The following is a 15,800-nucleotide window of genomic DNA, read 5'->3' on the forward strand; positions in this document are numbered from 1 at the left end:
ACACTGGCTCAACATGCAATTTCATTGGCAAAACCCTTATCCCACCATTCGCATGCCAGTAATGGGGCGCAATGTTGTGGCGACATCACATCCTTACGCGGCGCAAGCGGGTTTGAAGATTTTGCATCAAGGTGGTAACGCCATTGATGCGGCGATTGCCGCCGCCGCCGCCCTAATGATTGTTGAGCCTGTTTCTAATGGTTTAGGTAGCGATTGTTTTGCCATAGTTTGGGATGGACAGGAATTGCATGGCTTAAATGCTTCTGGGGTTGCCCCACAGGCGTGGAACCCAGCCTACTATGCGAAGAAATATGGCGTTGATGCTAATGGCATTGCTAAACGACCGATGCGCGGGTGGGATACCGTCACCGTGCCTGGTGCTTTAGCAGGGTGGGAGGCTTTGCAGAACCGCTTCGGTTCCTTGCCTTTAGCTGATTTATTGCAGCCGGCTATTGAAATTGCCGAACGAGGCTATGCAATGCCGCTGATTGTGGCGCATAAGTGGGCAGCGGCGATTCCGGATTTACAGACCCAGCCGGGTTTTGCCGCGGCTTTTATGCCGCATGGTAGAGCGCCGCTTGCTGGTGAGCGCTTTACCTTTCCAAGCGCTGCTCGCACCTTAAGAGCATTAGCAAAAAATGGTATTCGAGCCTTTTATGAAGGTGAAATTGCCGAAGCGATTGTGGCGTTTGCGAAGGCAACAGATGGCGCCATGACTTTAGCTGACTTAAGCGCATACCGCCCCGATTGGGTAGGTACGATTCAACAGAGTTTGCGGGCGGCAGATGGCCAGCAATATGACTTACATGAAATTCCACCGAATGGTCAGGGTATTGGCGCCTTAATTGCCTTGGGTATCTTGCAACATTTTGATTTAGCGAGTTTGCCTGTCGATGGCATTGAAAGTCAGCATTTACAAATTGAAGCGATGAAGTTAGCTTTTGCAGATGTGTATCAATATCTTGCTGACCCTCGTTCAATGGCGGTAACACCAGAACAAATGCTTAGTCCGAGTTATTTGGCTGAGCGCGCCAAACAGATTAATCCTAAAAAATCGACCCATTTCAAACATGGCTTACCCGCTTCAGGTGGCACCGTGTATTTAACTACCGCTGATGCACAGGGGCGGATGGTTTCTTTTATTCAAAGCAATTACATGGGCTTTGGCTCTGGGGTAGTGGTGCCAGAGTGGGGCGTCAGTTTGCAGAACCGCGGTTATGGTTTTTCACTCGACCCTCAATCGGCCAATGTAGTTGCTGGCGGCAAGCGGCCGTTTCATACCATCATCCCCGCTTTCCTTACCCGCAATGATGGCGGTCAAATTTTCCCCCAAATGAGTTTTGGAGTGATGGGTGGCGATATGCAGCCGCAAGGCCATTTACAAACCTTGGTGCGCATGATGAATTATCAGCAACAGCCCCAGGCTGCTTGTGATGCACCACGCTGGAAGGTGAATCGCGATTTCACCTTAGATGTTGAGTCGAACATGAACCCCGCTACGGTGGCGGGCTTAATTGCCATGGGTCATACTTTAAAGAAAATTGATGATCCCTATATGGATTTTGGCTCGGGGCAGTTTATTTGGCGCTTAAGCGATGATCTTGAGGATGGCTATATTGCCGCTAGCGATAGTCGGCGCGATGGCTTGGCGGCAGCGTATTAATTTGGCGAATTGATTGAAATAACTGCATTGAGCACGAACACCGTTAAAATAGGCGGTTTGCTATAAATCATTTCGATTGAGAAGGTTATCGTGCTGTCAGCTTCTAACATTACTATGCAGTTTGGGGCCAAGCCCTTGTTTGAAAATATTTCGGTTAAATTCGGTGGTGGTAACCGCTATGGCCTAATTGGCGCTAACGGTTGTGGCAAGTCTACCTTCATGAAAATTTTGGGCGGCGATCTCGAGCCCACTAGTGGCAATGTCAGCTTAGACCCCAATATTCGTTTAGGTAAATTACGTCAAGATCAATTTGCTTTTGAAGATGTACGAGTGCTTGATGTAGTGATGATGGGGCATGAAGAAATGTGGCAGGCGGCAGCTGAACGTGATGCCATCTATGCTAACCCCGATGCAACTGACGAAGATTATATGCATGCTGCTGAGCTTGAAGCGAAGTATGCTGAATATGGCGGATACACGGCAGAAGCTAAAGCCGGCGAGTTGTTACTTGGCATTGGTATTCCCATTGAGCAACACGATGGCCCGATGAGTAATATTGCCCCCGGCTGGAAATTACGCGTACTGTTAGCGCAAGCGCTTTTTTCCGACCCCGATGTTTTGCTCTTAGATGAGCCGACGAATAACTTGGATATTCACTCGATTCATTGGCTTGAAGAAGTGTTAAATAATTTTAATAGCACCATCATCATTATTTCCCATGATCGCCATTTTCTTAATGAAGTATGTACGCACATGGCTGATATGGATTTTGGGACGCTGAAAGTGTATCCCGGTAATTATGATTCTTATATGTTGGCTTCGGTGCAAGCGCGGGCGCAGCAAATGGCCTCGAATGTAAAGGCTAAAGAAAAGATTGCAGAACTACAAGCCTTTGTCAGTCGCTTCTCAGCGAATGCCTCTAAGGCTCGCCAAGCAACTTCACGGCAGCGGCAGTTAGAAAAAATCGAGATTACAGAAATTAAACCTTCTTCACGCCAAAACCCATTCATTCGCTTTGACTCCGAAAAGAAATTACACAATATGGCAGTGGAGTGCAATGGCCTAACTAAAGATTTTGATCGCACTATTTTTAAGAATTTTAAATTAGGCGTTCGTGCGGGCGAAAAAATTGCCATTATTGGTCAAAATGGCGCTGGCAAAACAACCTTACTAAAAACAATTTTAAGTAAACGTTTTAACGGTTTGCAGGCCGATAAAGGTGATGTTAAATGGGCTGAAAATGCGAATGTTGGGGTGATGCCGCAAGATACCAGCGAATTATTTCCTACTGAAACAACCCTGATGGAATGGATGAGTGGTTTTCGCAATACGGGAGATGATGATCAGGTCGTACGAGGTACTTTGGGTCGCTTATTGTTTTCCGGAGACGATATTGGAAAGTCGGTAAAGGTCTTGTCGGGCGGCGAAAAGGGGCGGATGATTTGGGGGCAATTAATGCTGCAAAAGCATAATGTGCTGGCGATGGATGAGCCAACCAACCATATGGATATGGAATCGATCGAAAGCCTACAAATAGCGCTCGAAAAATATGAGGGTACCTTACTCTTTGTTTCGCACGATCGTGAATTTGTCTCGGCTTTAGCCAATCGCATTTTAGAGGTTAAAATGGATGGATCGGTGGTTGACTATTCAGGCACGTATGAAGAATATTTACGCAGTCAAGCCATTACAGGTTAGTAATTTAATTAGCTAAAAATAAGGAAGTTTATGCAAATTACCAAGAAACTAGTTTTTGCTGTCTCATTGGCCTCAAGCATTGGTTTGAGTGCTCTAGTTGTGCAGGCCGCCGAGTTTCCTGGCGATCGACCGATTACCTTAATTGTGCCTTTCGCTGCCGGCGGTCCTACCGATAAAGTGGCCCGTGAGCTTGCGCTAGTCATGGGCAAGCAATTAAAGGGGCAAATTATTGTTGAAAATACCCCAGGCGCAGGCGGTACTATTGCGGCTAAAAAAGTGGTAAACGCACCAAAAGATGGCCATACTTTACTAATCCATCATATTGGTATGTCAACCGCTCCAGCACTATATAAAAATCTTGGTTTCGACCCGATGAATGATTATGAATATATTGGTCAGGTTGCTGATGTACCGATGATGCTCATTGCGAATAAAGATTTGCCGCCGAAAAACTTCAAAGACTTAGTGCCTTATATGAAGGCTAACACGAGCAAGATTGCCTACGCTAACGCAGGCATTGGCTCGGCGAGTCATTTATGCGGTTTACTACTGATGAGTCGCATTCAGATCGATTTAACTACTGTACCTTACAAGGGAACTGCACCCGCATTAACTGATCTAATGGGTAATCAGGTACAACTCATGTGCGATCAAACTACGAACATCGGCACGCAAGTTACTGCAGGCTCAGTAAAGGCATACGGTACAACTACTTTGCAACGCATTAAAGCGTATGACAAGGTGCCCACTTTGAATGAAGAGGGTTTGAAAAACTTTGAAGTTAAAGTATGGCACGGTGTATATGCGCCCAAGGGCACCCCTAAGGCTGATACTGAAAAATTAGCCGCCGCCCTAAAAGCTGCGATTCAAGATCCCAGCTACAAAAGTAAGATGGCTGAAATGGGTGTTGAAATTCCGAGTCAAGCCAATGCTAGCCCAGAGGGATTGAAAAATCACTTGAAAGCACAAATTGATTTGTGGTCGCCAATTATTAAAGCAGCCGGAGTCTACGCAGACTAATTAAAGTTCTTAAGTCTTAGTCTGGAAGCGCATCGCAGTACCTTCTAACTGAATGCGTTCCCAGACTATTTTTTTTTCTACAGGTGATAAAAAAACCCAGTTACTCACTTCCTGCGCGGTTCTGCCACAACCCTTACACACTTCATCAAATAGGGTAGAGCAGACGCCAATACAGGGGGAATCGGATTCAGCATCGCCAATAGCTAAAGAATTTGCGCCATCACTCATAGACATACTTTAGCTGAAATTCCAATTACCGTTTTGACGCAAGGGCGAATGCTCTTGAAGTTCATCAATATATTCGGCAACGCCTTCGCGCTCACGCTCTAAAAATCGATCTACTGCATTTAAAAAGCGTTCGTCGGCTAACCAATGGGCTGACTGCAAGGTAGTAGGTAGAAACCCACGGGCCATTTTGTGTTGGCCTTGAGCGCCACCTTCGAATAATTGAATTTTCTCCGCGATACAAAATTCAATGGCCTGGTAATAAGCAGTTTCAAAATGTAAACAGGGAATATGCTCAAGGCAGCCCCAATAGCGACCATAGGCAGTTGAGAGCGAAGCATGGCGATCGACCACTAGTAAAGAGGCTGCAATAGCTTGCGAATTACGTTTAGCCAGAATTAAATGAAGATTTTCAGGCATGCGCTCTGCCCATTGCATAAAAAAATCTTCATTGAGATAGGGTGTAGAGTGATGTTCAAAATAGGTATTAGCATAACAACGATAAAAGAATTGCCAATCATCAATTGTTGCTGCTGTTCCCGAGAGGTGAGTAAACGAAATACCAGCTTCAGCAACGAGACGACGTTCGCGGCGAATGTTTTTGCGTTTCTTCATATTGAGGCTACTTAGAAAGGCATCAAAATTGATAAATGCTTGGTTATGCCAATGAAATTGCACGGCATTGCGCAGCAAAAACCCCTGCGTGACTAAGGCAGCTAAACTTTCCTTGAGAGGAAATAAAACATGCGCAGAGGATAATTGGTGTTGAATGACCAATTGCTTCAGACCCTCAACCAGTGCAACGCGAGCGGCTGCTGAGTGAGTTAATATTCGCCCACCTTGTACTGGCGTAAAAGGTATAGCACATAATGCTTTGGGATAATATTGCAAGCCATTTTGGGTATACGCTTCAGCCCAAGCCCAGTCGAAGACGTATTCCCCGTATGAATGACGCTTAAGATATAAAGGCATTACGCCACAAATATCAGTATTGCCGGTCTCACGCAAAATCAGGTGGGCTGGTTGCCAACCTGTTTCGTTACCAACGCAGCCACTCTCTTCAAGTGTAGCTAGAAATTCGTAGCGCAAGAAGGGCCCCGATTCTGAATCTAATAAAGCATTCCATACAGCCGCTTTAATCGGGGCTAGGCTATGCACTACTTCAAGCGAGTAAGACATCAGGATGGGTTAATTAAGTAGCCACAAATTCGGATTTCGAGCTTACCAAATATGGGCATTTGCACTAAGCCACGCATCGGTCAAATAGGGGGCTTGTTTGGCAAAAATCAAGGTAGTATTTTCAGTTAACAAGGAGCCAGCTTCAATCGCTAATAAACTAGTAGCAAAAGACTCGACTTTGCCGTTGTCATTTCTACGCATGATGAGATTGGGTGTTACTTCAGAAGGATGTTTTAAGCTTGCCGCTGCGAGGAGATCGGCAACGGCTTTTAAGGTATTGTGATGAAATGCGTAGACTCGCTGCCCTTTATCTAAGGGGTCGAGGGCTTTTTGCCGTTGTGCATCTTGGGTTGCAACCCCAGTTGGGCAACGGTCGGTATTGCAAATGCGTGATTGAATACAGCCAATAGCAAACATAAAGCCACGTGCAGAATTACACCAATCAGCCCCGATGGCGCAGGTACGCAGGACATCAAATGCAGTGATAATTTTTCCTGCAGCACCCAGCCGAATTTGAGAACGTAAATTCACGCCCACTAGCGTGCTATGAATTAAGCGCAGAGCATCGCGCATCGGCATGCCGACATGATCGATAAATTCAACGGGGGCTGCGCCCGTGCCACCTTCGCTACCATCTACTACAATAAAGTCAGGGGTAATGCCGGTTTCCAACATCGCTTTAACGAGGGCAAACCAATTTTCAGGCTGACCAATACATAGTTTGAAGCCCACGGGTTTACCATTCGCGCTGACCCGTAATTGCTGAATGAAATGCATCAATTCAATGGGCGTATGAAAGGCAGTATGGCGATGGGGCGAAATACAGTCTTTGCCTAGAGGAATATCACGCGTTTTAGCAATTTCAGGGGTAATTTTTGCTGCTGGTAGCACGCCACCATGCCCTGGTTTTGCACCTTGCGATAATTTAATTTCAATCATTTTAATTTGAGGATCGTTAGCTACCTCGGTAAACTTCGCTAAATCAAAATGTCCGCTTGAGGTGCGGCAACCAAAATACCCAGAGCCAATTTCCCAAATAAGGTCGCCACCATATTTACGGTGATAAGGCGAAACAGATCCTTCTCCCGTATCTTGGGCAAAGCCGCCTAACTTTGCTCCCTTGTTCAGGGCTAAGATCGCATTGGCCGAGAGTGCACCAAAACTCATTGCAGAAATATTGAAGATTGAAATAGCATAAGGTTGCGTACAAGCGGCGCCACCAACCTGAACATGCAGGCTTTTAAGCGGCACCTGTGGTGAGGGTGCATTCGCATAAGCAAGCCATTCGTAACCGGCAGCATAGACATTTTCAAGCGTACCAAACGCGCGTTGATCGGATAAATTTTTCGCGCGTTGATAAACAATGGCACGTTGATTCCGTGAAAACGGCACCTTATCGGTATCGGATTCGATTAAATATTGTCGAATTTCAGGGCGAATTGCTTCCAGCCAAAAACGAAATAAGCCTGCCACTGGATAATTTTTTAAAACCGCATGCTTGGTCTGCAATAGATTAAAGAGGCCAATTAGCGAGAGGCTAGCAAAAAGAATAAAGCCAAACCAAGCAATAATCGGTTTAGGCTCCGATAAAATAAGGTATGCAAGGAAGATGGATAGCACAATACACAGGTGCCAAACCAAATGACGATGAAAGAAGGTGGATAAGTTCATAGCCCCATTCTAGTGAATATTGAGCGACATGTTTTATTAGACCCTGATAAACAATACTAGTATGATATGAAGTACAGTTCCTCCACTCTATAAGATTGTCATAAAAATGAAATACTTTCTTTTATCCTGCTTTACCTGCATCGTTGCTGCTGTTTTATCAGCCTGTGGAGGCAGTCGGATTGGCAGCACAGACAAAATGCCCGAGTCGGGTTTTTTACCGAATTACAAGCTCTTACAGCCAGTGCAGGATATGCCACAAGATGTACAAATGTGGCGTTATCGCAAGGTGGGCCTATCCCCAAGTCAATATACCGAAATAATCGTCGACCCAATTTATCTGAATCAAACCGAATATTCAGGGGCAATTACGCCGCAACTTGTGGCAGAAACTAAAGTAATTTTAGATCAAACTATTCGCGCTGCGATTGTGAATAAAGGCTTAAAAATAGTGACCCAGCCGGGCCCTAAAGTGGCGCGGGTTTCCCTGGCTATTACTGGGGCAGAGCTTACCAATGATAATTTAAAAGTGTGGAATTTTACGCCGATTGGCTTGGCGACAAACGCAGCTGCTTATGCTGGCGGAATGAATTCAAAAACACCAGCTTTAGTAGTTGAAAATAAAATTACCGATAGCCAATCAAAAGAATTTATTGGTGGTGGTGTTGTTACCGTTCAAGGCGAATCATTCCGCTTGGAATCGAGCTCAGTAAAAGCGTTTCAAGATATGGCCAAACGCATTGTGACTTTAGCTTTGGAAGCCCCAGGTAAATAAGCCTCACTTTTTAATTCGGCTTGAGTTAATACTGCAGACGTATTCCATCGTGTTCAATTTGGATTTGTTTGGGGGCATTGCCAAGTAGGGGCGAACTATTTTCAAAGCGATAAATGACTTGTTGCTCCAATAGGGCTGGCACTATTTTTTTAAGTAAGGCGGCTATTTGTTCCGAAGCGTTGTTATCGCTATCCACTGTAAATAACTCGAGCTGAGGCTGTGCAAGTCGCACTAAGCGATCGCTGGCTTTATATTGCAATCCAGAATTTAAGGCAATATTTCCCGCATAGGTTTTCTTCCCTAAGGCTAGCCCGTTGACCACATAGTTTGCATTTAATACAACTCGCTGTTCGTTTGCTAGTAAAGTTATCTCTGGATCTTTGAAGATTATTTGGGCAATGAGGGCATTTTTGCTGAGTGGAAAAGCACCCCACAAAAATAGCTCAATCCATTGTTTAGTGATAAAAAAATCAGTTTGAGCGATTGCGTTATTGATTAAAGGAAATAGGCAGAGAGCCAGTAGCCATTTACGCTTATTCATGCCATCGGTTTTGAGTTTCATACTTATGGCGTGATATCGGGCAGATGAAAATCAATCCCCGTACGGTCTTTTAACTCTTGATAAGAAATGGGTGGAGTCATGGCTGCCGTATTGGTATTTTCTATCCAGTAAGCCCACGCTTTCTTACGACTAGGGTCATAAACTAATTTATAAAGATGGCTGGGAATAGTGACTTGGCTAGTGCCAATTCGACCTAAGTCGCCAGTTGACCCTGTGAACACATAAATATCTCCGCCAGCCCGCAGCGCGTAATGCCGTGTCGCCTGCTCAACTTGTTTAGCCCAAATACCCCGATTATTTTCGCGCGCTTGGGGCATCATGTTGGCGAGAGAAAAAGATTGCGCCATGGCTTGCTCATTATGCATATCGGCAGCAGGGGCGTTATGACCACGATCGTAACCACTATCGCGATAGTCAGTAATTAAGGCGCGTTCTTGGCGCGGCAAGCGCGCCTCCTCATAAAATCGATTACTTCTTTTTTGGCGTTCACCCATTAAGCGATTACGATTCAGTTTTTCGACCACATAAATGGGTTTTTTATGCTCAGGCGAATAATAGACTGCAAAACCTTCAAAACAGAGGTCGCGACCGATTTGTGCAGTGGAGGGTAACTGTTGCGTCGGGAAATAGTCGAGGCATGCATCGAATAGCGCAAATGCGCTATTTGGCAGGGCGATGATGATAAGGACAAGAAGGCGGTACAGTATTGACATATTGCGCATTAGTTTAGGACACAATGCGCATCATTGATTGGAATACGAGTGATATGAACGCAGAAGCCTTAGAAAAGGTGCTTACATTTAGAATGCCTTACGGGAAGCATCAAGGCCGCATTCTTGCTGAGTTACCCGGCAATTATTTGGCTTGGTTTGCCCGGCAAGGCTTTCCTAAGGGCGAATTGGGGCAATTACTAGAATTGATGTATACGCTCGATCACAATAACTTACGCAGCCTATTGCGCCCCCTAAAGAAAGGTAATGGTAATCTAGCTTAATTCTAGTTATTGAAGGGAAAAGTGATGCCGGAGAAATACGAAACAATTTTAGTTAGCACCCATGGCAAGGTAGGTTTAATAACCCTCAATCGGCCTCAGGCGCTCAATGCCTTAAGTCCTGAATTAACTCGCGAGCTGGGCTTAGCTTTGGATGATTTTGAGGGTGATGAAACGATTGCTGCAGTAGTGATTACTGGCAGTGATAAGGCCTTTGCCGCTGGAGCAGATATTAAGGTAATGAAAGATTGGTCCTATATGGATGTCTATAAGGCCAATTTTGTTTCGGCAACTTGGGAACGCTTAGCGCGTTTTCGTAAGCCCACTATTGCTGCTGTCGCAGGATATGCCTTAGGCGGTGGTTGTGAGTTAGCGATGATGTGTGATTTTATTATTGCCGCCGATACTGCAAAATTTGGTCAGCCTGAAATTACGATCGGTACTATTCCAGGGGCGGGTGGCTCGCAGCGCTTAACCCGGTTTGTGGGGAAATCGAAGGCAATGGAAATGGTCCTCACAGGCCGGATGATGGATGCCGCTGAAGCAGAGCGTAGCGGCTTAGTGAGTCGAGTCGTACCTGCTGATCAGTTAATTAGTGATGCCTTGGCGACCGCTGCAAAAATTGCCAGTATGTCTTTGCCAATCTTAATGATGGCAAAAGAAGCGGTGAACATGGCTTATGAGGTCCCTTTGGCTGAAGGCATTCATTTTGAGCGGCGCTTATTTCATTCAACCTTTGCTACGGAAGACCAAAAAGAAGGGATGGCGGCATTTACTGAAAAACGTCCCCCCGTATTTAAAGATAAGTAAGAAAAAACTATTATTGATATAGAAAGTAGATACCTTGTTCAGGAGTTTGATTCATTTCTTGCGTGGGGGCCAATCAAGGCTCGGTTTTCAGCTCAATGATGGTGGTCGATTAGCTTCGGGATATAAGGGCTATGCAGGCGATTGTGTTATTAGATCGATTGCCATTGCTGCTGAATTGCCCTATGCCCAAGTTTATGAAGCTTTACGAGCGGCAAATTTTGCTTATGCTGATAGCAAACGCGATCGTCTGGCTAAACAATTAAATCAGCGCGGCGCATCACCACGCAACGGTAATCACCGTAAAGTATTTCACGATTATATTTTGGCGCAAGGTTTTCAATGGGTGCCAACCATGAAAATTGGCGGCGGCTGTCAGGCACATCTACGACTTCACGAAATTCCATCAGGGCGGGTTATTGTTAAGGTCTCCAAACACTTAACTGCTGTCATCAATGGCGTAATTCATGATACTCATGATCCATCGCGGCGAGGTACGCGCTGCGTTTATGGTTATTACTTAAAGACCTAAACTAAACTTAAAATAATATGCACTGCTAATTGCAGGGCATTTAAATGCCAGGCCCCCAGCGGTATTGCCAAAGCACATTAATGATGTTGAAGTTATTGCCCACCTTCGCATATACCCCTTGACTAGCGGCAATACGAATCGAGTTATTTTGATTAACGGGAAGCGCTAGAGTAGTGCCAATACGCCAATTTTGCAGATAATTATTATTTGACCTGCCATCAATCGTGGTCTGTCCGCCAGTATAGTAATTGGCATCAGCAGCAATCCAGGCTCCAGTTTTGAAGGTATAAACGACATGGCCTTCACTCGAGTAAATTGGGCTTTGGCTTAAGGTGTTGCCACCATAAAAGTTTTTATTTTCAGAGAAATATGTAATTGAACCCGTGAGCTCTATTTGCCATGGACCAAAAGCCTGTGAAGCTCCAACGCCAGGCTTAACATACCAGCGGTTCGCACCAATGTTTAATAATTTGCTACTGTCATAGCTCCCCCAAGGGATGGAGGTGGCAATACTTGCGCCAATAATCAGATCTTGTTGATAGTTTTTAAAGTCAGCAATAGAAAGGGCCGGGGCCCCATACAAATTAACTGAGAGCGTTAAGAGTGGATCAATTAAGCCGTCAGATACACCGCTAATCGACTGGCCACGGGCGTTATACGAGCCATAAAGCTGACCATAGGGTAGAGCGAGGGTAAGCTTTGCAGATTGACCATTGATATCTAAAATTCGCGTTAGGGCAACGATTTCAGAAGAAAGTTGATAGTTGGGGCTGCTTACTTGGGTATAGGCCAGCCCAAGAAAATTAATGTTAACTGGCGAATTGTTGTATGCCCGCGGGTCAATTTCTTGGGCTCCTAGGTTGCTAGATAAGATAAAGATCAGCGATAAACTGCCTATTTTTAGCGCCCTTAGAAACCTTTTCATGCCCCATTTTAGCGGTCTAAATATTCCTCGGAGTTGTTGGCAATTGCTGCTGTAGCGCATACAATGCCTGCAAGCATCTTAATAGGGAAGTTTGGAGCGAGCCCAGACTCATTCATTATCAAACCTTATCTTTTTTTAATATTTTTTGCCGGGACTTATTCTGCTGGAGTTTTAGCAGTCGAAACACCTTGCAAGCCTCAGCCACATAAAGTGACTGGCATCCTCATGCCGTGCCCGGATAAGAGTTCTGATATGCCAGTGAGCAAGGGTCCTGTGAGTATTCCCGCTGGCAGTCAGCCTGAGAGCACTCAACCCAGCACAAGCCCTAAACTGCAAGCAGTGCCGCCTTGCAAGCCTCAACCACACAAGGTAACTGGCATACTGATGCCTTGTCCAAATTAACAGCCCTATTTTGGGGGAGCTAAAAAATGACATTAATTGAAGTTATTCAGGGCGTCAGCGATGTGATGGATGGACTGGGCGTGGCAGTAGTCGCCTTGGGCGTCTTATGGGGCTTGTATGTTTTTATTAAAGACCTACCAAAGATGCCCATCGATGATGCTTATAAATTATTTCGTAATCAAATTATTCGTGCCTTGCTCTTGGGTTTGGAAATATTGGTTGCAGGTGACATCATTCGTACGGTCGCAGTTAGCCCAACATTAATGAGTGTAGCGGTGTTAGGGGCAATTGTGGTGATTCGTTGTTTCTTAAGTTGGTCTTTGGCTTTAGAAATGAATGGCCGGTGGCCATGGCAGTCGCCAAGAGAAACAAAATAATTTTCTTCATCCTTATTTAAGCATGCAGTTCAATATATGCCCTTCCTACTGGTTTTAGTAGTAAATAGTTTTTTGGTGATGGCCGCAATCTTGTTTCATTACGAGGTTCTTTTTCATTTAGCGAAACGCTTGGCTGCCATTCATCACTTTGCGCCAAGAATCCGGGTTTTATTTGGAGTGATTGTTATTTTCCTTGCCCATGTTATTGAAATTTGGCTTTTTGGGCTCGGCTACTTTTTTACTTTAAAAATAGATGGCCTTGGTAAGTTAGTTGGCAGTATTGCTGGCGGTGGATCACTACTCGACTGTGTTTATCTTTCCTTTTTAACCTTCACTACGGTTGGCTATGGTGATGTTGTGGGGGAGGGTTATGTACGGTATTTAACTGGGGTAGAAGCTTTAACAGGTCTAATTTTAATTACTTGGTCAGCTTCTTTTATTTATCTTGAAATGCAAAAATTTTGGAACTTGCCTCGGGCTTCGGCCAATGAATAAACGTAACTGAACAAAGTAAGGTAAATTTCAAATTATTGAATTTGCTGGGCCTAAAAAGACTTTTTACTATGCTGCTTTGGTTTGTCATTATTTATTGGATTATTTCAATTGGCATCGGCTTATGGGCAGCCATGCGCGTAAAGAATACGGCTGACTTTGCGGCCGCTGGTCATAGCCTGCCTTTGCCAATTGTGACGGCAACTGTTTTTGCTACTTGGTTTGGGTCTGAAACGGTATTGGGTATTCCTGCTACGTTTCTGAAGGATGGTCTGGGCGGAATCGTTTCCGATCCCTTTGGGTCTTCGCTCTGTTTGATCTTAGTCGGCTTATTTTTTGCCAAGCATTTGTATAACCGTAAGATGCTAACGATTGGCGATTTCTTTCGTGAAAAGTATGGGCGTACAGTTGAAATACTCGTTACCTTATGTATTGTGGCCTCTTATTTAGGTTGGGTTGCTGCGCAAATTAAAGCCCTTGGTTTAGTATTTAATGTCGTTTCTGAAGGTGGGGTCAGCCAAACTACCGGCATGTTAATTGGCGCTAGCAGCGTTTTAATTTATACCCTGTTTGGCGGTATGTGGTCGGTTGCTATTACTGATTTTATCCAGATGATTGTGATTGTGGTTGGGATGCTTTACATCGGCGGTGAAATGGCTAGCGAAACTGGGGGGATTAGTGTAGTTATTCAGCATGCAGCTGCAGCTGGGAAGCTCAATTTTTGGCCTGACATGAATTTAGCTGCTATTTTAGGTTTTATGGCGGCATTATTTACGATGATGTTAGGTTCGATTCCTCAGCAAGATGTCTTCCAACGAATTACCTCATCTAAAAATTCAACTATTGCAGTCCAAGCAGCCATTTTAGGAGGAGTACTCTATTTTATTTTCGCTTTTATCCCGCTTTTCTTAGCCTATTCAGCGAGCCTATTAGACCCCGCTCTAATTGCAAAATATTTAGACACTGATCCCCAATTAATTTTACCTAAGCTCATTTTGAACCATGCGCCATTGTTTGCCCAAATTATGTTTTTTGGCGCCTTACTATCGGCCATTAAAAGTTGTGCTAGTGCCACGCTATTAGCGCCGTCAGTTACGTTTGCTGAAAATATTGTGCGGGGTTTTTATCGTCATTTAACAGATCTTCAGCTGTTGAAAATTATGCGTATTACCGTACTTTGCTTTACTGTCATCGTAACTACCTTTGCAGTTAATTCTGAACTTTCTATTTTTAAGATGGTTGAAAGTGCCTATAAGATAACCTTGGTGTCGGCATTTGTGCCTTTGGCGTTTGGAGTATATTGGTCACGCGCTAACTCGTTGGGCGGGTTATTGGCGATCATCAGTGGTTTAACTGTTTGGATTGGCTGTGAGATTTTTGCGCCACTAGCAATTTTGCCGCCGCAATTGGCCGGTCTACTGGCTAGCATTGCCGGAATGTTAATTGGCGGTGTATTTCCGCGCTCGGCTGGCGTGCCAGAGGCCTATTTGCGGGAGTAGTATATTGGTAGTATATTAGATAGCATTGCGACCGAGTCTTTCATTCACAGGCGGATTACATGCTAAAAACTCTTTCAGAACAGCAGGTGAGGCAATATCAAGAACAGGGATACCTTAGTAAAATAAGGGTATTGAGTGCCGAGCAGACCCTAGAGATCCGCCAAAAACTTGAAGCTTTCGAGGCTGAACAAGGCAAACCCTTAAATGGCTCCCAACGGCACAAAACCCATTTACTCTTTACTTGGCTTAATGAGTTAGTCCGCAATAGCAAAATTCTTGATGCAATAGAGGATTTATATGGCGAAAATATCCTGTGTTGGACGACAAATTTTTTTATTAAAGAGGCCAATGATCCCGGTTTTGTTTCATGGCATCAAGACTCGACTTATTGGGGTCTATCTTCACCTGATGTAATAACTGCATGGATTGCTTTATCCCCAAGCAATCAAACTAATGGGGCGATGGCAATTATTCCCGGCACACACTTGCTCGATCAGTTGCCCCACCGAGATTCTTTTGCAAAAAATAATTTACTTACCCGTGGCCAAGAAATTGCAATGGCAGTAAACGAGGCCGAGGCGGTAACCTTAGAGCTAGAGCCGGGTGAAATGTCTTTACATCATGTGCGTATTATTCATGGCTCCCCGCCGAATCATTCTGCCGAGCGGCGAATTGGCTTTGCGATTCGCTATATTCCTACTTTCGTTAGACAAATTGAAGGTGATGATTCAGCTACGCTAGTGCGCGGCATGGACGAGTACCAAACCTTCACTCATGAGCCCACCCCAAGCAAGGATATGGATCTTGATTTTGTTGCTTTACACCAAAGTATTACCGATAAAAGCGCGAAGATTTTATATAAAGATACGAAGATCGATAGTTATGATGCCTCGATGGCCAACCCGAAGGAGCGGGCCTGACAAATTCAGGAGCTAGTGATAAGGGATGCGCTCAGTTCCTCTTAAGCTTAGTGACCAGCGCTGCG

At 44.8% G+C, this 15,800-nt stretch carries 18 protein-coding genes; 12 read left to right on the forward strand and 6 right to left on the reverse strand.

Features of this window, described 5'->3' with window-relative positions; all coding sequences use genetic code 11:
- Positions 1 to 13: 13 nt before the first annotated feature.
- The 3 genes from LZT21_RS06545 to LZT21_RS06555 all read left to right on the forward strand — a co-directional run bounded on the left by LZT21_RS06545 (position 14) and on the right by LZT21_RS06555 (position 4,381).
- A complete protein-coding gene (locus tag LZT21_RS06545) occupies positions 14 to 1,663 on the forward strand; it encodes a gamma-glutamyltransferase family protein (protein WP_233989929.1) in 1,650 nt (549 codons plus the stop codon).
- A 90-nt stretch (positions 1,664 to 1,753) separates the two neighbouring features.
- Complete coding sequence (locus LZT21_RS06550) at positions 1,754 to 3,361, forward strand: ABC-F family ATPase (protein ID WP_233936959.1); 1,608 nt, start codon at positions 1,754 to 1,756, stop codon at positions 3,359 to 3,361.
- A 30-nt stretch (positions 3,362 to 3,391) separates the two neighbouring features.
- Positions 3,392 to 4,381, forward strand: coding sequence for a tripartite tricarboxylate transporter substrate-binding protein (locus LZT21_RS06555; protein WP_233989931.1), 990 nt, complete (start codon positions 3,392 to 3,394; stop codon positions 4,379 to 4,381).
- 9 nt (positions 4,382 to 4,390) lie between these two features.
- Here the strand turns inward: LZT21_RS06555 and LZT21_RS06560 are convergent, their stop codons facing one another.
- From LZT21_RS06560 to LZT21_RS06570, 3 genes are read right to left on the reverse strand one after another with little or no spacing between them, the layout of a single operon-like run.
- Positions 4,391 to 4,609 carry a DUF1289 domain-containing protein gene (locus LZT21_RS06560; protein WP_233923599.1) on the reverse strand — a complete coding sequence of 73 codons (219 nt, stop codon included), beginning with the start codon at positions 4,607 to 4,609 and terminating at the stop codon, positions 4,391 to 4,393.
- Between the two features lie 9 nt (positions 4,610 to 4,618).
- On the reverse strand, positions 4,619 to 5,785 hold the full coding sequence (locus LZT21_RS06565; protein WP_233989933.1) for a GNAT family N-acetyltransferase: 1,167 nt from the start codon (positions 5,783 to 5,785) through the stop codon (positions 4,619 to 4,621).
- A gap of 42 nt (positions 5,786 to 5,827) precedes the next feature.
- The gene (locus LZT21_RS06570; protein WP_233923597.1) at positions 5,828 to 7,456 is read right to left on the reverse strand and encodes an FMN-binding glutamate synthase family protein; all 1,629 of its coding nucleotides are present in this window, start codon (positions 7,454 to 7,456) and stop codon (positions 5,828 to 5,830) included.
- 106 nt (positions 7,457 to 7,562) lie between these two features.
- On the opposite strand from LZT21_RS06570, the gene LZT21_RS06575 reads away from it, so the two are divergent.
- On the forward strand, positions 7,563 to 8,228 hold the full coding sequence (locus LZT21_RS06575; protein WP_233923596.1) for a DUF3313 family protein: 666 nt from the start codon (positions 7,563 to 7,565) through the stop codon (positions 8,226 to 8,228).
- Between the two features lie 25 nt (positions 8,229 to 8,253).
- Here LZT21_RS06575 and LZT21_RS06580 read toward each other — a convergent pair whose 3' ends face one another.
- Both LZT21_RS06580 and LZT21_RS06585 read right to left on the reverse strand, forming a co-directional pair.
- Positions 8,254 to 8,790 (reverse strand): hypothetical protein, encoded by a 537-nt coding sequence (locus LZT21_RS06580; protein WP_233936961.1) that lies wholly within the window; start codon positions 8,788 to 8,790, stop codon positions 8,254 to 8,256.
- Between the two features lie 2 nt (positions 8,791 to 8,792).
- A complete protein-coding gene (locus LZT21_RS06585; RefSeq protein WP_233989935.1) occupies positions 8,793 to 9,503 on the reverse strand; it encodes a DNA/RNA non-specific endonuclease in 711 nt (236 codons plus the stop codon).
- Positions 9,504 to 9,556: 53 nt separating this feature from the next.
- Between LZT21_RS06585 and LZT21_RS06590 the strand changes: the two genes are divergently transcribed.
- Genes LZT21_RS06590 through LZT21_RS06600 form a run of 3 tightly spaced genes read left to right on the forward strand, consistent with a single transcriptional unit; the run spans position 9,557 to position 11,120 of the window.
- Complete coding sequence (locus tag LZT21_RS06590) at positions 9,557 to 9,784, forward strand: DUF3820 family protein (protein WP_233923736.1); 228 nt, start codon at positions 9,557 to 9,559, stop codon at positions 9,782 to 9,784.
- Between the two features lie 24 nt (positions 9,785 to 9,808).
- Positions 9,809 to 10,591, forward strand: coding sequence for an enoyl-CoA hydratase (locus tag LZT21_RS06595; protein WP_233936964.1), 783 nt, complete (start codon positions 9,809 to 9,811; stop codon positions 10,589 to 10,591).
- A gap of 46 nt (positions 10,592 to 10,637) precedes the next feature.
- Complete coding sequence (locus LZT21_RS06600) at positions 10,638 to 11,120, forward strand: hypothetical protein (protein ID WP_233923592.1); 483 nt, start codon at positions 10,638 to 10,640, stop codon at positions 11,118 to 11,120.
- 40 nt (positions 11,121 to 11,160) lie between these two features.
- Here LZT21_RS06600 and LZT21_RS06605 read toward each other — a convergent pair whose 3' ends face one another.
- Positions 11,161 to 12,045 (reverse strand): transporter, encoded by an 885-nt coding sequence (locus LZT21_RS06605; RefSeq protein WP_233936970.1) that lies wholly within the window; start codon positions 12,043 to 12,045, stop codon positions 11,161 to 11,163.
- Positions 12,046 to 12,108: 63 nt separating this feature from the next.
- Here LZT21_RS06605 and LZT21_RS06610 point away from each other — a divergent pair, with 63 nt between their 5' ends.
- The 5 genes from LZT21_RS06610 to LZT21_RS06630 all read left to right on the forward strand — a co-directional run bounded on the left by LZT21_RS06610 (position 12,109) and on the right by LZT21_RS06630 (position 15,735).
- Positions 12,109 to 12,447, forward strand: coding sequence for a hypothetical protein (locus LZT21_RS06610; RefSeq protein WP_233989937.1), 339 nt, complete (start codon positions 12,109 to 12,111; stop codon positions 12,445 to 12,447).
- Positions 12,448 to 12,473: 26 nt separating this feature from the next.
- Positions 12,474 to 12,824: a DUF1622 domain-containing protein gene (locus tag LZT21_RS06615; protein ID WP_233923589.1), complete on the forward strand. Its 351-nt coding sequence runs from the start codon at positions 12,474 to 12,476 to the stop codon at positions 12,822 to 12,824.
- A 36-nt stretch (positions 12,825 to 12,860) separates the two neighbouring features.
- The gene (locus LZT21_RS06620; protein WP_233923588.1) at positions 12,861 to 13,319 is read left to right on the forward strand and encodes an ion channel; all 459 of its coding nucleotides are present in this window, start codon (positions 12,861 to 12,863) and stop codon (positions 13,317 to 13,319) included.
- A 68-nt stretch (positions 13,320 to 13,387) separates the two neighbouring features.
- Positions 13,388 to 14,815 carry a sodium:solute symporter family protein gene (locus LZT21_RS06625; RefSeq protein ID WP_233923587.1) on the forward strand — a complete coding sequence of 476 codons (1,428 nt, stop codon included), beginning with the start codon at positions 13,388 to 13,390 and terminating at the stop codon, positions 14,813 to 14,815.
- A gap of 59 nt (positions 14,816 to 14,874) precedes the next feature.
- Positions 14,875 to 15,735, forward strand: coding sequence for a phytanoyl-CoA dioxygenase family protein (locus LZT21_RS06630; protein WP_233923586.1), 861 nt, complete (start codon positions 14,875 to 14,877; stop codon positions 15,733 to 15,735).
- Positions 15,736 to 15,800: the final 65 nt, after the last annotated feature.

The organism is Polynucleobacter sp. IMCC 30228, from assembly GCF_021395205.1.
Taxonomy (GTDB): Bacteria; Pseudomonadota; Gammaproteobacteria; order Burkholderiales; family Burkholderiaceae; genus Polynucleobacter.

Coding starts and splice junctions, on each gene's coding strand:
- LZT21_RS06620 (WP_233923588.1), top strand. CDS start 12,861: ATGCCCTTCCTACTGGTTTTAGTAGTAAATAGTTTTTTGGTGATGGCC.
- LZT21_RS06625 (WP_233923587.1), top strand. CDS start 13,388: ATGCTGCTTTGGTTTGTCATTATTTATTGGATTATTTCAATTGGCATC.
- LZT21_RS06580 (WP_233936961.1), bottom strand. CDS start 8,790: ATGAAACTCAAAACCGATGGCATGAATAAGCGTAAATGGCTACTGGCT.
- LZT21_RS06555 (WP_233989931.1), top strand. CDS start 3,392: ATGCAAATTACCAAGAAACTAGTTTTTGCTGTCTCATTGGCCTCAAGC.
- LZT21_RS06615 (WP_233923589.1), top strand. CDS start 12,474: ATGACATTAATTGAAGTTATTCAGGGCGTCAGCGATGTGATGGATGGA.
- LZT21_RS06575 (WP_233923596.1), top strand. CDS start 7,563: ATGAAATACTTTCTTTTATCCTGCTTTACCTGCATCGTTGCTGCTGTT.
- LZT21_RS06570 (WP_233923597.1), bottom strand. CDS start 7,456: ATGAACTTATCCACCTTCTTTCATCGTCATTTGGTTTGGCACCTGTGT.
- LZT21_RS06610 (WP_233989937.1), top strand. CDS start 12,109: ATGCCTGCAAGCATCTTAATAGGGAAGTTTGGAGCGAGCCCAGACTCA.
- LZT21_RS06565 (WP_233989933.1), bottom strand. CDS start 5,785: ATGTCTTACTCGCTTGAAGTAGTGCATAGCCTAGCCCCGATTAAAGCG.
- LZT21_RS06560 (WP_233923599.1), bottom strand. CDS start 4,609: ATGAGTGATGGCGCAAATTCTTTAGCTATTGGCGATGCTGAATCCGAT.
- LZT21_RS06595 (WP_233936964.1), top strand. CDS start 9,809: ATGCCGGAGAAATACGAAACAATTTTAGTTAGCACCCATGGCAAGGTA.
- LZT21_RS06545 (WP_233989929.1), top strand. CDS start 14: ATGCAATTTCATTGGCAAAACCCTTATCCCACCATTCGCATGCCAGTA.
- LZT21_RS06630 (WP_233923586.1), top strand. CDS start 14,875: ATGCTAAAAACTCTTTCAGAACAGCAGGTGAGGCAATATCAAGAACAG.
- LZT21_RS06605 (WP_233936970.1), bottom strand. CDS start 12,045: ATGAAAAGGTTTCTAAGGGCGCTAAAAATAGGCAGTTTATCGCTGATC.
- LZT21_RS06590 (WP_233923736.1), top strand. CDS start 9,557: ATGAACGCAGAAGCCTTAGAAAAGGTGCTTACATTTAGAATGCCTTAC.
- LZT21_RS06585 (WP_233989935.1), bottom strand. CDS start 9,503: ATGTCAATACTGTACCGCCTTCTTGTCCTTATCATCATCGCCCTGCCA.